The organism is Pseudomonas sp. BF-B-30 (assembly GCF_019956305.1).
GTDB classification, from domain to species: domain Bacteria; phylum Pseudomonadota; class Gammaproteobacteria; order Pseudomonadales; family Pseudomonadaceae; genus Aquipseudomonas; species Aquipseudomonas jessenii.
This window is the reverse complement of sequence record NZ_JAHBDG010000049.1, coordinates 1-14,963: the sequence shown is the minus strand read 5'-3', so window position 1 is coordinate 14,963 and position 14,963 is coordinate 1. Positions and strand designations below refer to the sequence as shown.

Sequence of the window (14,963 nt, the reverse complement as noted above, 5' to 3'; positions counted from 1 at the left end):
GGCTCGAAGATTGAACCTGCTGAGCCTAGTCGAGGTTGATGACAGTTCAGGAATTCATGCTGCCAATCAGGCCGCCATCGCGAGCAAGTTCGCTCCCACAGGGGAATGCATTTCAAATGTGGGAGCGGGCTTGCTCGCGAAGAGGCCAGTCAGGGCAGCGAAGATTGCGCCAGAGCCTTCGCCAATCGCTTGCCCCGCGCCCCTGCAGCCAAATCCATCACCGCCTGATCCCGCTGCCACATCGCCGCCCACTCTTGAGGCCCTCCGGCCAGCGCCTCATTCACTTCAGCCTTGAGCCCTTCGAACTGCGCAAACAACCCGCCAAGCAACACATGCCCGGCCGGATGGGTAGGTGGCTGGCGGCTGGTTTCCGCGCACCCCGCCAGCAACCCCAGCAACCGCAATTGCAAGCCTTGCGGCCAATCGCATTCCTGGCCAACGCCATACAACCACGCTGTCATGGCGCTCAGCACATAGATGTCTTCCAAAGTTCGGAACGGTTTGACGTAAGCGTCCCAACCATCCCCTGCGAGCAACTCGCACAGCGCGTTATCCAGAAACAACCGGCCATGGCTGATGTCCGGCATCAACGGGAGCGGCGCCAGCTTTTCCACCCGCACACCCGGCTCATCGCGATAGATCACCGCCAGGCTCAAGCGTGGATCGGCGCCAGGCTCCTCGCTGCGCGCCGCCACCAGCAGCCAGTCGGCGGCATTGCCGGCGGTGACGAAATCCTTGCGTCCGCTCAGGCGCAAATCGCTCAGTCGGGTTTGCATATCGGCCGGGCGCAGGCTGCGCTGTTCGGTGGCGCACAACGCGCCCAGGCTCAGTGGCGCGCTCGGCCAGAGCATGCGCAAGGCCGCCTGATACCCCACCAGAAACGCTAGCCCCGGTGTCGCCATCAACCGCCCGCCAAGCACCGCCAATTCAAACGGAGTGACCGTTCCCAACTGCTGCAACAAGGTCGCGAAACCTTCCGCCAGATCCGGGTTGGCAGGCAATCGGTCACGGCGGTTCAACAGGGTTTGCCAGGGCATAAGAGGCTCCTCGAAGGCTGTCATATAAGCATCACCAAAGCTTAATGGCGATGACACCGGGGCTACATAGCCTGACTTTGCACAACACGGCTAGACAAAGAAAGTCGATTCGCTGTAGCCCAAAGACGGGTGAGCAGCCCGCACGGAGATTCGCCATGACTCAGATCGCCCGCATCAGCGACACCGGCAACGAACGCCGCCTGCAAGCCGAACGCCTGGTGGGCGCCGAGGCTTTGCAGGAAGCCCAGGCCTTGCGCTTCAATGTGTTCAGCGGCGAATTCAACGCCAAACTCAAGGGCGCTGAACTGGGTCTGGACATGGATGACTACGACGTTCACTGCGCCCACATCGGCGTGCGTGACTTGAACACCGGGCGCCTGGTGGCAACCACCCGTTTACTCGACCACACGGCTGCCAGCAGCCTGGGCAAATTCTACAGCGAAGAAGAGTTCAGCCTCCACGGTCTGGTGCACCTGCAAGGCCCGATCCTGGAAATCGGTCGCACCTGTGTCGACCCGGCCTACCGCAATGGCGGCACCATCGCCGTGCTCTGGGGCGAGCTGGCCGAAGTCCTGAACCAGGGCGGCTACAGCTACCTGATGGGTTGTGCGAGCATTCCGATGCAGGATGGCGGCGTGCAGGCCCACGCGATCATGCAACGTCTGCGCGAACGCTACCTGTGCACCGAACATCTGCGCGCCGAGCCGAAAAACCCGCTGCCGAGCCTCGACATCCCGTCGAACGTGATCGCCGAAATGCCACCGCTGCTCAAGGCCTACATGCGCCTGGGCGCGAAGATCTGCGGCGAGCCATGCTGGGACGAAGACTTCCAGGTCGCCGACGTGTTCATCCTGCTCAAGCGCGACGAACTCTGCCCGCGTTACGCCAAACACTTCAAGGCGGCTGTGTAATGGGCCGGTTGCGGGTGTACGCGCGAATCGCGCGAGTGCTGATGGTGGTTACGCTGGGCTTGGGCATGGCCAGTGTGTTCGGGCTGTTCGAGCGCTTGGGCATGGCCCATTCGATGGCGCGCCGGCAACGCTGGTCGCGGTTTTTCATGGCCCGCCTGAGCAATGCCCTGCCCTTCGACGTGACCGTCCACGGCGAGTTGCCGAAGGCACCGATGCTCTGGGTCAGCAACCACGTGTCCTGGACCGACATCCCGCTGCTGGGCATGCTCACACCGCTGTCGTTCCTGTCCAAGGCCGAAGTGCGCACCTGGCCGGTAGCCGGCTGGCTGGCGGCCAAAGCCGGCAGCCTGTTTATCCGCCGTGGCTCGGGTGACAGCCAGTTGATCCGCAAGCAGATGACCCGTCACCTGGAACAGGCACACCCGCTGCTGATGTTCCCCGAAGGCACCACCACCGATGGCCGTTCGCTACGTACCTTTCACGGCCGCCTGCTGTCCGCCGCCATCGATTCCGAAGTGGCGATGCAGCCGGTGGCGATTCGTTATGTGCGTGACGGCGAGCCTTGCGCGCTGGCGCCGTTCATTGGCGACGATGACTTGCTGTCGCATCTGATGCGGTTGTTCGCCAATGACCGTGGCGGCGTGGAGATTCATCTGCTCAAGCCAATCGCTTGCGAAGGCCGGGAACGCGCGGCACTGGCGTTCGAGGCGCAGCAGGCGGTGCAGAAGGTGTTGTTCGGGGCGATTCCGGAAAAACAGCAAGTGCCGATGCGCCCAGCTATCGCAGCTTGAAAAACATCCCCTGTGGGAGCGGGCTTGCTCGCGAAGGCGGAATGTCATTCAGCTCAGATGTCAGCTGATACACCGCCTTCGCGAGCAAGCCCGCTCCCACAGGGGTTTTATGGTGTTGGATAGTTCCGGGCAAAATCCTGAAGCTGCGGATAGAACAACCTGAAGTCCTCGCTCAACGGTTCATACAACCGCCGCAATTCCTGCATCGCCGCCGCCAGTTCTTCCGGCCGGGTCAGGCGTCGCGAGATCCCGCGCAACACCTGCTCCAGCACTTCGAATTCCTGATACGAACCCAGCCAGTCATTGGCCACCATGTGCGGCGCAATCCTCGCCAGCCGCTCCGGCAATTGCCGTTCGCTGGACAGCACCCGGTAAACGTCCGAAGTGAACAACGCCAGGGGCCGGTCGGCATACAGCGTCCAGTCCCGGGCCAGGCAATGGTCGAAAAACACATCGAGCACGATACCCGCGTAGCGACGACGGGTCAGGGAGAAACGCGACAACGCGACGTCCACCAGCGGATGGCGGTCGGTGAACACGTCGATGCTGCGGTGCAACTGGATAGCCCCCTCGATGTCCGGAGCGAACTGCCCTTGCAGGCGTCCCTTGACGAAATCGCCATACAGACTGCCGAGCAATTGGCCGGGACGCTGGCCACCAAGGTGAAGATGTGCGAGATAGTTCATGGGCGCAGCTTAGCACTGCCCCCTTGCCTTGTTACACTCAACATATCGTTATAACTCGATATACCGAAATGTGAGTTGGTCAGAGCCAAATCATATTTGTATATCGCGAAATACCGATTTAAAGTTCGCCTCATCGCGATATAGCGTTTTAAAAATCACGAGCCCACATCATGACCATCAATCTCGACGAAATAATAAAAGCCCTGGCACACCCAGTACGGCGAGACATCCTGCACTGGCTCAAGGACCCGACCGTCGAATTTCCCGACCAGTCCCACAGTAACGAGCACGGCGTTTGTGCCGGGCAGATCGATCAACGTTGCGGCCTGTCGCAGTCCACGGTGTCCGCACACCTGGCGACCCTGCAACGCGCCGGCCTGATCAGCAGCCGCAAAGTCGGCCAGTGGCATTTTTTCAAACGCAACGAGGAAACCATCCAGGAATTCCTCAAAACCTTCAGTAAAGAGCTCTGACCCTTAACGTCAGTCGGCCGACAAGGAATTAAACATGCCCCTCTCGCTACTCATCCTGGCCTTGAGCGCCTTCGCCATCGGCACCACCGAGTTCGTCATCATGGGCCTGCTGCCCAACGTGGCGGCGGACCTCGGTGTGTCGATTCCCGGTGCCGGCTGGCTGGTGACCGGTTACGCCCTGGGCGTGGCCATCGGCGCGCCGTTCATGGCGCTGGCCACCGCCAGACTGCCGCGCAAGGCAGCCCTGGTGGCGTTGATGGGCATCTTCATTGTCGGCAACCTGCTTTGCGCAGTGGCCGGCGACTACAACGTGCTGATGTTCGCCCGTGTGGTCACCGCCCTCTGCCATGGCGCCTTCTTCGGTATCGGTTCAGTGGTAGCCGCCGGCCTGGTGCCTGCGAACAAACGCGCTTCGGCCGTGGCCCTGATGTTCACCGGCCTGACCCTGGCCAACGTCCTCGGCGTACCGCTGGGCACCGCACTCGGTCAGGAAGCCGGCTGGCGTTCGACCTTCTGGGCCGTGACCGTGATCGGTTTGATCGCGCTGATCGGCTTGATCCGCTTCCTGCCGGCCAAGCGTGATGAAGAGAAACTCGACATGCGCGCCGAATTGGCCGCACTCAAGGGCGGCGGCATCTGGCTGTCCCTGAGCATGACCGCGCTGTTCGCCGCCTCGGTGTTCACCCTGTTCACCTACGTCGCCCCGCTGCTCGGCGAAGTCACCGGCGTTTCGCCCCGTGGCGTGACCTGGACCCTGATGCTCATCGGTCTGGGTCTGACGGTCGGCAACATCATCGGCGGCAAGCTGGCCGACAAAGGCATGGCCGCGACGCTGATCGGTGTGTTCGTCACCATGGCCGTGGTGTCCACCGTGCTGACCTGGACCAGCGTCGCGCTGATCCCTACCGAAATCACCCTGTTCCTCTGGGCCACCGCGTGCTTCGCCGCCGTACCGGCGCTGCAAGTGAACGTGGTGACCTTCGGCAAGGCCGCACCGAACCTGGTGTCGACCCTGAACATCGGCGCTTTCAACATCGGCAACGCTCTGGGTGCCTGGGTCGGCGGCAGCGTGATTGCCCACGGCTTCGGCCTGACCAGCGTGCCGCTCGCGGCAGCCGCACTGGCGGTACTCGCCCTGCTGGTGACCCTGATTACTTTCCGTCAGGGCGGCAATCCCGACCTGGCCCCAGCTACTTCTAACTGATCTCCAAAAGAGAGCCACTAAATGACGACTATTTTCGATCCGATCAAACTGGGCGACCTCGAGTTGGCCAACCGCATCATCATGGCGCCACTGACCCGCTGCCGCGCCGACGAAGGCCGCGTGCCCAATGCGCTGATGGCCGAGTACTACGTGCAACGTGCCACCGCCGGCCTGATCCTCAGCGAGGCCACTTCGGTGACCCCAATGGGCGTCGGCTACCCGGACACCCCGGGCATCTGGTCCAACGATCAAGTGCGTGGCTGGTCCAACGTGACCAAGGCTATCCATGGCGCGGGCGGCAAAATCTTCCTGCAACTGTGGCATGTGGGTCGCATTTCCCACGGTTTGTACCTGAACGATGAAGCCCCGGTCGCTCCGAGTGCCATCCAGCCCAAGGGCCACGTCAGCCTGGTTCGTCCGCTGGCCGACTTCCCTGTACCGCGCGCCCTGGAAACCGCTGAAATCGCCGACATCGTCGACGCTTACCGCGTCGGTGCCGAGAACGCCAAGGCCGCCGGCTTCGACGGTGTGGAAATCCATGCCGCCAACGGTTACCTGCTCGACCAGTTCCTGCAAAGCAGCACCAACCAGCGGACCGATAACTACGGCGGCTCCCTGGAAAACCGTGCCCGTCTGCTGCTGGAAGTGACAGACGCCGCCATCGAAACCTGGGGCGCCGGCCGCGTGGGGGTGCACCTGTCGCCACGCGCCGACCTGCATGACATGGGCGACGACAACCTCGCTGAAACGTTCACCTATGTCGCTCGCGAACTGGGCAAGCGTGGCATTGCCTTCATCTGCTCGCGGGAGAAAGAAGGTGCCGACAGCCTCGGCCCGCAGCTCAAGGAAGCCTTCGGCGGCCCCTACATTGCCAACGAGCGTTTCACCAAGGACAGCGCCAACGCGTTACTCGCCAGTGGCCAGGCCGATGCAGTCGCCTTCGGTGTACCTTTCATTGCCAACCCTGACCTGCCGGCACGCTTGCAGGCTGACGCGCCGTTGAACGAAGCGCGTCCGGAACTGTTCTACGCCAAGGGGCCTGTCGGTTACATCGACTATCCAACCTTGTAGGCCTGCGAAAAACTCGAATAGCCCGGCGTTTTGGACGTCGGGTTTTTTTTGCTTTAAACAAGCCAAAACCCGCTTGTCATACTTAAATCTCTGACAACTTACCTGCCATCTAAATTTGCATCACACCTGCACGTACCTCAATACAAAATTACAATTAAACCCCAGACAAACCCAACAGAACAATCTAATACTTCACAACGCTTCGCTACAACATTCCGAGCGCCACGGAAAGCCTCTCAATAACTTTAAAGGATTAACAGCATGAACAACAATGGCCCGATAAACGTGCCTCGCATCATTGCACGCACAGAATATGAACCTGATGATTCCAGCATTTTTTCTGCTTCAGCCAGTAAATTCCCCAATCAATACACCATAATGACCATTAACATTTCCAACAACACCGATGGCCCGATCCGGCTCTTGAAAGCAGGCTGGGATTTGACCGGAACCTCGCTATCAGCTTTCGAAATCGAAGCGAACGATGAGCAAACCCTCGATCTTCCTTACCTTCGGGACTTCTCAAGTAATGGAATGTATTACAACAAAAGAAAGTTCGCCCCGATCCTGCAACAGTTCTCGTACATTACCGAAGATGGATTAATATTCACGCTAGCTATTCAGCTGACAGTTTCAGTGGTTTTCGGCGTCCTGCATCCGAACCTGAAACCAAATTGGTCAAAAACAATAACGCGATCCGGCAACAGCAACAGCTCATATAAGGTCACTGCCGACATCACGAAAAAGAATAAAGAGGCGCCCTTCAGTTTTAGCGTCGACTTGATAGTCGGTTGATACTGATCAGATAGAAAAGACGCCGGTGAAAAAACGTATCAAATCAGCTTGCTGATGCATTTTCTTCGCCACATTCCAGGCCCCGGCTCGCAAATCCGGGGTTCTTTTTAGCAGTAGTGGAATCCGCACGAGGTTCACTCCCCATGCAAGCTCGACACAAAATTCCTACAAATTATGTAGCCTGGTAGCTGTCAACCTGGCACACGTCCGTATATAAAAGCCCCCATTGCAAAAAAGGCACGCGAAGTAAAATGATCCTCGGTGACTTCAACGGTTGACTTGCAGGGAGCCAATTTATCATTTTGTTTCATTTGCACAGGCTGGGGCTAAAGCGCAACAGATCCAGCCCGGTATCGACCCAACGCTCGGCTTCGGCGTGCAATTCAAAGCTGTCGGGGGCCAGCAGCCACTGGTACAGGATGCCATCAATATAAGCATGCAAGCTGATCGCGGCGCGGGCCGTGTCGAGGTTTTCCGGCAACTGACCGCGATTCACTGCATTACTCAGGGCCAGACCGATCCGCACATTGCATTCGAGGCTGGCTGACACCCGTTGTTGGCGCAGGTCGCACATTTCATCGGTGAATTCGCACTTATGAAAAAGAATCTCATTGATGCGTCGGGTTTTCGGGTCCAGCGCAATTTGATGAAACAAATGAATCAGCAACTTTCGCATGCAGCCCAGAGGATCGAGTTCGTCTTCGCTTTCGCTGGCCTTGGCCATTTCTTCCAGCGGCTCATGCAGAGTGTCGAGCATGGCCTGCACCAGATCCGCCTTGTTGCTGAAATGCCAGTAGATGGCCCCTCGAGTGACGCCGGCCAGGGTCGCGATGTCCGCCAGGGTCGTGCGTGCCACGCCTCGCTCGAAAAAGGCCTTTTCGGCCGCCACGAGAATTTGCGCGCGGGTTTCCTGAGCTTCCTCTTTGGTACGACGGACCATGGCAGTACAACCTCAATCAGGGTGCTTCAGCGATGCCTGAACATCAGCTGAATAAAAGTGGGGCGAACGTTCCGGGGATTCGTCCCCGGCCTACAATTCCAACCTTTCAACGGCTTGTGTAGCGGCTTGTGTAACGGCGTTGATACGCAGCCTGGGTATTTACAAACAGCCATGTACGTAAGTATATTCCTTAGCAAGCTACTTATCCACTCGGCAAACATTTTTCAACCTTCCACCTTTCTAGTGCGCACCTTGCGTGCCTGACCCGAGGATTTTCATGCAATTCAAGCCAGCTGTTACCGCTCTGGTCGCCGCCGTCGCCCTGGCATCGCTGCTCAGCGGATGCAAAAAGGAAGAGGCAGCACCGGCCGCCCCACCGCCTCAGGTCGGCGTCGTGACTCTGCAACCTCAAGCTTTCACCCTGACATCCGATCTGCCCGGCCGTACCAGTGCGTTCCGCATTGCCGAAGTCCGCCCACAGGTCAACGGCATCATTCTCAAGCGCCTGTTCAAGGAAGGCAGTGACGTCAAGGCCGGCCAGCAGCTGTACCAGATCGATCCGTCGGTCTATGAAGCGACGCTGAAAAGCGCTGAAGCCAACCTGCGCTCGACCAAGTCGATTTCCGACCGCTACCAGCAACTGGTCAACGAACAAGCCGTAAGCCGTCAGGAATACGACACCGCCGTGGCCAACCGCCTGCAATCGGAAGCCGCGCTGCAAACCGCGCAGATCAACGTGCGCTACACCAAGGTCTATGCCCCGCTGACCGGCCGCATCGGCCGCTCCTCGGTGACCGAAGGCGCGCTGGTGAGCAATGCCCAGGCCGATGCGATGGCGGTGATCCAGCAAATCGACCCGATCTACGTCGACGTGACGCAGTCCTCGGTCGAGCTGCTGCAACTGCGCCGTGAGCTGGAAAGCGGTCGCCTGCAGAAAGCCGGCGACAACACGGCTTCGGTCAAGCTGACCCTCGAAGACGGCAGCGACTACAAGCTGGACGGCAAGCTGGAGTTCTCCGAAATCTCGGTTGACCAGACCACCGGTTCCGTCACCCTGCGCGCCATTTTCCCGAACCCTGACCACACCCTTCTGCCTGGCATGTTCGTGCACGCCAAGTTGCTGGCCGGTGTGAACAGCGCGGCGATCCTGGCCCCGCAGCAAGGCGTGACCCGCGACCTCAAAGGTACGCCGACCGCACTGGTTGTCGGCCCGGACAACAAGGTCGAACTGCGTCAACTCAAGGCCAACCGCACCGTCGGTAACCAATGGCTGATCGAAGACGGCCTGAAGGCCGGCGATCGCCTGATCACCGAAGGTCTGCAATTCGTCAAACCTGGCATCGAAGTCAAGGCCAGTGAAGCGACCAACGTAGCCGTAAAGAACCCGGCCCCCGCCCAGGTAGCTGATAAAGCCTCTGGCGGCAAAGGGGAGTAAACCATGTCGAAATTTTTTATCGACCGTCCGATTTTCGCCTGGGTAATTGCCCTGGTGATCATGCTGGTCGGGGCACTATCGATCCTCAGACTGCCAATCAACCAGTACCCGAGCATTGCGCCTCCAGCGATCGCCATCTCCGTGGCCTACCCGGGTGCTTCGGCACAAACGGTTCAGGACACCGTGGTTCAGGTGATCGAGCAACAGCTCAACGGTATCGACAACCTGCGTTATGTCTCGTCGGAAAGTAACTCCGACGGCACCATGACCATTACCGCGACCTTCGAGCAAGGCACCAACTCCGACACCGCGCAGGTCCAGGTCCAGAACAAGCTGAACCTGGCCACCCCGCTGTTGCCGCAAGAAGTGCAACAGCAAGGTATCCGCGTCACCAAGGCGGTGAAGAACTTCCTGTTGGTGATCGGCGTGGTGTCGCGTGACGGCAGCATGACCAAGGACGACCTGTCCAACTACATCGTGTCGAACATGCAGGACCCGATCTCGCGGACCGCCGGTGTCGGCGACTTCCAGGTGTTCGGTTCCCAGTACGCCATGCGAATCTGGCTCGACCCGGCCAAGTTGAACAACTTCAACCTGACCCCGATCGACGTCAAGACCGCTATCGCCGCGCAAAACGTCCAGGTGTCGTCCGGCCAGCTCGGCGGCCTGCCTGCCCTGCCCGGCACCCAGTTGAACGCGACCATCATCGGCAAGACCCGCCTGCAGACCGCGGAAGAGTTCGAAAAGATCCTGCTCAAGGTCAACAAGGACGGTTCCCAGGTTCGCTTGAGGGATGTTGCCGAAGTCGGCCTGGGGGGTGAGAACTACAGCATCAACGCCCAGTTCAACGGTGCCCCGGCTTCCGGCCTGGCGGTGAAACTGGCCACCGGTGCCAACGCGCTCGATACCGCCAAGGCCCTGCGCGCGACCATCGACAGCCTCAAGCCGTTCTTCCCGCAAGGGATGGAAGTGGTGTTTCCGTATGACACCACTCCGGTCGTAACCGAATCGATCAAGGGCGTGGTTCACACCCTGGTCGAAGCGGTCGCCCTGGTGTTCCTGGTGATGTTCCTGTTCCTGCAGAACTTCCGCGCCACCATCATCACCACGATGACCGTGCCGGTGGTATTGCTCGGTACATTCGGCATCCTCGCGGCCGCCGGTTTCAGCATCAACACCCTGACCATGTTCGGCATGGTGCTGGCCATCGGCTTGCTGGTGGACGACGCCATCGTCGTGGTGGAAAACGTCGAACGGGTGATGAGCGAAGAAGGTCTGTCACCCAAGGAAGCCACCAAGAAGTCCATGGGCCAGATCCAGGGTGCACTGGTCGGTATCGCCCTGGTGTTGTCGGCGGTTCTGCTGCCGATGGCGTTCTTCAGCGGTTCCACCGGTGTGATCTACAAGCAGTTCTCGATCACCATCGTCTCGGCCATGGCCCTGTCGGTACTGGTCGCGCTGATCTTCACCCCGGCGCTTTGCGCCACCATGCTCAAGCCGATTCCCAAAGGCGAGCACGGCGTACCCAAGCGTGGTTTCTTTGGCTGGTTCAACCGCAATTTCGACCGTGGCGTTCGCAGCTACGAGCGCGGTGTCGGCAATATCCTGCAGCGCAAGATCCCGTATCTGCTGGCGTACCTGCTGATCGTGGTTGGCATGATCTGGCTGTTCACCCGCATTCCAACGGCGTTCCTGCCGGAAGAAGACCAGGGTGTACTGTTCGCCCAGGTGCAGACCCCGGCCGGTTCGACGTCCCAGCGCACCCAGGTGGTCGTGGACGAAATGCGTGAATTCCTGCTGCGACCTGGCAAGGATGGCGGCGAAGGCGATGCGGTGAACTCGGTGTTTACCGTGACCGGCTTCAACTTCGCCGGCCGTGGCCAGAGTTCGGGTATGGCGTTCATCATGCTCAGACCGTGGGACGAACGTAACGCCGACAACAATGTGTTCAAGGTGGCGGCCCGTGCCCAACAGCACTTCTTCACCTTCCGCGATGCCATGGTGTTCGCCTTCGCGCCACCGGCGGTACTGGAACTGGGTAACGCCACCGGTTTCGACGTGTTCCTGCAGGACCGTGCCGGTATCGGCCACGAAAAACTGATGGAAGCGCGCAACCAGTTCCTCGGCATGGCCGCACAAAGCAAGATCCTGTCTCAGGTGCGTCCGAACGGCCTGAACGACGAACCGCAATACCAGCTGGAAATCGATGACGAGAAGGCCAGTGCCCTGGGCATTACCATCGCCGACATCAACAACACCCTGTCGATTGCCCTGGGCAGTAGCTACGTCAACGACTTCATCGACCGTGGCCGGGTGAAGAAGGTGTACGTGCAAGGCCAGCCAGGCGCTCGAATGGGCCCTGAAGACCTGCAGAAGTGGTACGTGCGCAACAGTACCGGCAACATGGTTCCGTTCTCGGCGTTCGCCAAGGGCGAGTGGATTTACGGTTCGCCGAAACTGGCCCGTTACAACGGCGTGGAAGCGATGGAAATCCTCGGTGCCCCGGCGCCAGGCTATTCCACCGGTGAAGCCATGCTCGAAGTCGAGGCCATTGCCAAGAAACTGCCGGCGGGTGTCGGTATTTCCTGGACCGGCCTGTCGTACGAAGAGCGTCTGTCCGGTTCGCAAGCACCAGCGCTGTACGCCCTGTCGCTGCTGATGGTGTTCCTGTGTCTGGCGGCGTTGTATGAAAGCTGGTCGATTCCGATCGCGGTGATGTTGGTTGTACCGCTGGGGATCATCGGTGCGCTGATGGCCACCAGCCTGCGTGGTTTGTCCAACGACGTGTACTTCCAGGTAGGTTTGTTGACGACTATCGGTCTGGCGGCGAAAAACGCCATTCTGATTGTCGAATTTGCAAAGGAATTGCACGAACAAGGGCGTAGCCTGCGCGATGCAGCGATCGAAGCCTGCCGCATGCGTCTGCGACCGATCATCATGACCTCGCTCGCCTTCGTCCTCGGTGTGGTACCACTGGCGATATCCACCGGTGCGGGCTCCGGTAGCCAGCATGCAATCGGTACCGGCGTAATCGGCGGTATGATCACGGCCACTGTGCTGGCGATCTTCTGGGTCCCGCTGTTCTTCGTCACCGTGTCGTCCATTGGCCAGCGCAAAATCGCCGACCAGGATGACGCTATTGAAACTTCTAAAGAGGCTGGCTAATGAGCAAGTCGCTACTCTCCCTGGCAGTCGCCGCCTTCGTGCTCGGTGGCTGCTCGCTGATACCTGACTATCAGCAGCCCGAAGCGCCGGTGGCGGGCCAGTACCCGCAGGGCCCGGCGTACTCGCCGGCCCAGGCACCGGCGCAAGCGGCTGCCGAGCAGGGCTGGAAGCAGTTTTTCCATGACCCGGCGCTGCAACAGCTGATCCAGGTTGCTCTGGAAAACAACCGTGACCTGCGTGTCGCGGCCCTGAACATCGACGCGTTCGCGGCTCAATACCGCATCTCCCGTGCCGATCTGTTCCCGGCCGTCTCGGCCAATGGCAGCGGCAGCCGTCAGCGGCTTCCGGCTGATGCTTCCCAGACCGGCGAAGCCGGCATCAGCAGTTCCTACTCGGCAACTGTTGGCGTCAGCGCCTATGAACTCGATCTGTTCGGTCGGGTTCGCAGCCTGAACGAAGAAGCGTTGCAGAAGTACTTCGCCACTGAAGAGGGCCGCCGCAGCACGCAGATCAGCCTGGTGGCCAGCGTGGCCAATGCCTACCTGACCTGGCAGGCCGACAAGGAACTGTACAAGCTGACCCAGGACACCCTCGCCGCCTTCGAGGAGAGCTACAAGCTCACCGCCCGCAGCAACGAAGTCGGCGTCGCCTCGGCCCTGGACCTGGCACAGTCGCGCACCTCGGTGGAAAACGCCCGTGCGCAACTGGCCAAGTACACCCGTCAGGTCGCCCAGGACGAGAACAGCCTGGTGCTGCTGCTCGGCACCGGTGTCCCGGCCAACCTGCAAGCGGCCAAACCACTTGACGACGACCTGCTGAGCGACGTTCCACCCGGCCTGCCGTCGGACCTGCTGCATCGTCGTCCGGACATCCTTCAGGCCGAGTACAACCTGAAGGCCGCCAATGCCAACATCGGCGCGGCGCGGGCTGCGTTCTTCCCGAGCATCAGCCTCACGGCCAATGCCGGCACCCTGAGCCCGGACCTGTCCGGTCTGTTCAAGGGTGGTTCGGGCACCTGGTTGTTCCAACCGCAGATCAACCTGCCGATCTTCAACGCCGGCGCCCTGAGCGCCAGCCTGGATTACTCGAAAATCCAGAAAGACATCGGCGTGGCGAACTACGAGAAGTCCATTCAAACGGCCTTCCAGGAAGTCGCCGACGGCCTGGCTGCCCGCCAGACCTACGTCCAGCAGTTGCAGGCACAGAAAGATTTCGTCAGTGCCAACCAGGACTACTACCGCCTGGCCGAGCGTCGTTACCGCATCGGTGTCGACAGCAACCTGACCTTCCTCGATGCCCAGCGTCAGCTGTTCAGTGCGCAGCAGGTGCTGATCACCGACCGACTGGCGCAGCTGGTCAGCCAGGTCAACCTGTACAAGGCCCTGGGTGGTGGCTGGAACGAACAGACGGCGAAGAACGAGCCGTTGAAAGAAGAAGCGCCGAAGATGAAGTATTTCTGATCGCTTAGTAAAACAGTGACGCACCATGAAGCTCGATACTTCATGATGCGTTACTTAAAACACCTTCCACTCGCCAATCATCGAAATAAACTCAACTAACTTTCACATCCGAATACCCGATCGTAAAACTAGTACCATAAACATCAATCTTCCGCTTATCCTCCTTGCCAGTATTATTAAAAACAAATCGGAAATAACCTTCAATTGATTCAGAATCAATGGATCTGATAGTAAGTGTTCCTTCAGCTGGAGTCCGGGGGTAGCTCGTTGTTCCCTCTCTTTCAAACCGTGCACTCACATCCTTAAGATCATCCGAAATAACGTACGTCTTGCCAGCCTCCAATCCATAGCCCGAAAGATACAGCTCCGTTCCAGCGTGTTCATCCTCTCCTTTGGCAAACAGTGCAAAATGGGGCGCAGACTGTTTCCAGACAAAAAACAATTTCCTTAACTGGATCTCGACTCCCGAATCACTGTCAGGTGGGTCAACCCGAAGAGTCAGATTTATTCTTCCACGGACAGGATGTTCTTTCACCTGTTCGTCGTTCCAATCTTCCGCAGAATTAATCATTATTTCGCTCATGACAATCTCCTAACCGACGTATTAAGATCACATTTCAAAAGACAACCAAAAAAAAATGCTAGACCTCAACATCTTCCAAAACAACTGTCAGATTTAACAGGTTGACACCCCGCCCGCACACATGCAATTTAAAGAGTTAAATAAAACTTAAAGCACATCGTGTTTTTATAAATCTCCGTACACTTCGCCATCCATGAAACGCTACAAAATTTTATGTTCGATAATCGCCCAAAACCCGCCGCCAGCAATTGAACCATCTAGTACATTCCCCGCACCATCCGCTCCACAAGACCAATAACATCAGGTTCGACACCATGTCTGCGCGCCCTGCACCGTCCGGCTGATCACGTTCTTTTTTCCAGACAACTCAATGACTCGTCTGCAATCCCCCCGATTGCGGCCCCCCCCGTTT

General features: G+C 58.9%; 13 protein-coding genes. 9 read left to right on the top strand and 4 right to left on the bottom strand.

Going from position 1 to position 14,963, the window contains the following annotated elements:
* Positions 1 to 149 precede the first annotated feature (149 nt).
* On the bottom strand, positions 150 to 1,037 hold the full coding sequence (locus KGB29_RS22615; RefSeq protein WP_150812965.1) for an acyl-CoA dehydrogenase family protein: 888 nt from the start codon (positions 1,035 to 1,037) through the stop codon (positions 150 to 152).
* Between the two features lie 155 nt (positions 1,038 to 1,192).
* Here KGB29_RS22615 and olsB point away from each other — a divergent pair, with 155 nt between their 5' ends.
* Both olsB and KGB29_RS22605 read left to right on the top strand, forming a co-directional pair.
* Complete coding sequence (olsB, locus tag KGB29_RS22610; RefSeq protein WP_007996073.1) at positions 1,193 to 1,948, top strand: L-ornithine N(alpha)-acyltransferase; 756 nt, start codon at positions 1,193 to 1,195, stop codon at positions 1,946 to 1,948.
* Complete coding sequence (locus KGB29_RS22605) at positions 1,948 to 2,739, top strand: lysophospholipid acyltransferase family protein (protein ID WP_154909678.1); 792 nt, start codon at positions 1,948 to 1,950, stop codon at positions 2,737 to 2,739. The genes olsB and KGB29_RS22605 overlap by 1 nt, the downstream gene beginning before the upstream one ends.
* A 107-nt stretch (positions 2,740 to 2,846) precedes the next feature.
* On the opposite strand, the gene KGB29_RS22600 is transcribed toward KGB29_RS22605, so the two are convergent.
* The gene (locus KGB29_RS22600) at positions 2,847 to 3,425 is read right to left on the bottom strand and encodes an ACP phosphodiesterase (RefSeq protein ID WP_090453573.1); all 579 of its coding nucleotides are present in this window, start codon (positions 3,423 to 3,425) and stop codon (positions 2,847 to 2,849) included.
* A gap of 170 nt (positions 3,426 to 3,595) precedes the next feature.
* Between KGB29_RS22600 and KGB29_RS22595 the strand changes: the two genes are divergently transcribed.
* The 4 genes from KGB29_RS22595 (at position 3,596) to KGB29_RS22580 (ending at position 6,968) form a co-directional block, all read left to right on the top strand.
* Complete coding sequence (locus KGB29_RS22595; RefSeq protein WP_008019443.1) at positions 3,596 to 3,898, top strand: ArsR/SmtB family transcription factor; 303 nt, start codon at positions 3,596 to 3,598, stop codon at positions 3,896 to 3,898.
* Between the two features lie 34 nt (positions 3,899 to 3,932).
* Positions 3,933 to 5,102: an MFS transporter gene (locus KGB29_RS22590; RefSeq protein WP_223616487.1), complete on the top strand. Its 1,170-nt coding sequence runs from the start codon at positions 3,933 to 3,935 to the stop codon at positions 5,100 to 5,102.
* A gap of 21 nt (positions 5,103 to 5,123) precedes the next feature.
* Positions 5,124 to 6,173, top strand: coding sequence for an alkene reductase (locus KGB29_RS22585; protein WP_102672173.1), 1,050 nt, complete (start codon positions 5,124 to 5,126; stop codon positions 6,171 to 6,173).
* 261 nt (positions 6,174 to 6,434) lie between these two features.
* On the top strand, positions 6,435 to 6,968 hold the full coding sequence (locus tag KGB29_RS22580; protein ID WP_057716079.1) for a hypothetical protein: 534 nt from the start codon (positions 6,435 to 6,437) through the stop codon (positions 6,966 to 6,968).
* A gap of 307 nt (positions 6,969 to 7,275) precedes the next feature.
* Here the strand turns inward: KGB29_RS22580 and emhR are convergent, their stop codons facing one another.
* The gene (gene emhR, locus KGB29_RS22575; protein WP_057716080.1) at positions 7,276 to 7,908 is read right to left on the bottom strand and encodes an efflux system transcriptional repressor EmhR; all 633 of its coding nucleotides are present in this window, start codon (positions 7,906 to 7,908) and stop codon (positions 7,276 to 7,278) included.
* Positions 7,909 to 8,185: 277 nt separating this feature from the next.
* On the opposite strand from emhR, the gene emhA reads away from it, so the two are divergent.
* Genes emhA through emhC form a run of 3 tightly spaced genes read left to right on the top strand, consistent with a single transcriptional unit; the run spans position 8,186 to position 13,968 of the window.
* Positions 8,186 to 9,343, top strand: a complete 1,158-nt coding sequence (gene emhA, locus KGB29_RS22570; RefSeq protein ID WP_057716081.1) for an efflux RND transporter periplasmic adaptor subunit EmhA — start codon at positions 8,186 to 8,188, stop codon at positions 9,341 to 9,343.
* A 3-nt stretch (positions 9,344 to 9,346) separates the two neighbouring features.
* A complete protein-coding gene (gene emhB / locus KGB29_RS22565) occupies positions 9,347 to 12,508 on the top strand; it encodes an efflux RND transporter permease subunit EmhB (protein WP_057716082.1) in 3,162 nt (1,053 codons plus the stop codon).
* Entirely contained in the window at positions 12,508 to 13,968 is a 1,461-nt protein-coding gene (gene emhC / locus KGB29_RS22560; protein WP_057716083.1) for an efflux RND transporter outer membrane subunit EmhC, read from the top strand. The genes emhB and emhC overlap by 1 nt, the downstream gene beginning before the upstream one ends.
* A gap of 91 nt (positions 13,969 to 14,059) precedes the next feature.
* On the opposite strand, the gene KGB29_RS22555 is transcribed toward emhC, so the two are convergent.
* Positions 14,060 to 14,551, bottom strand: coding sequence for a hypothetical protein (locus KGB29_RS22555; protein WP_150812958.1), 492 nt, complete (start codon positions 14,549 to 14,551; stop codon positions 14,060 to 14,062).
* Positions 14,552 to 14,963 lie beyond the last annotated feature (412 nt).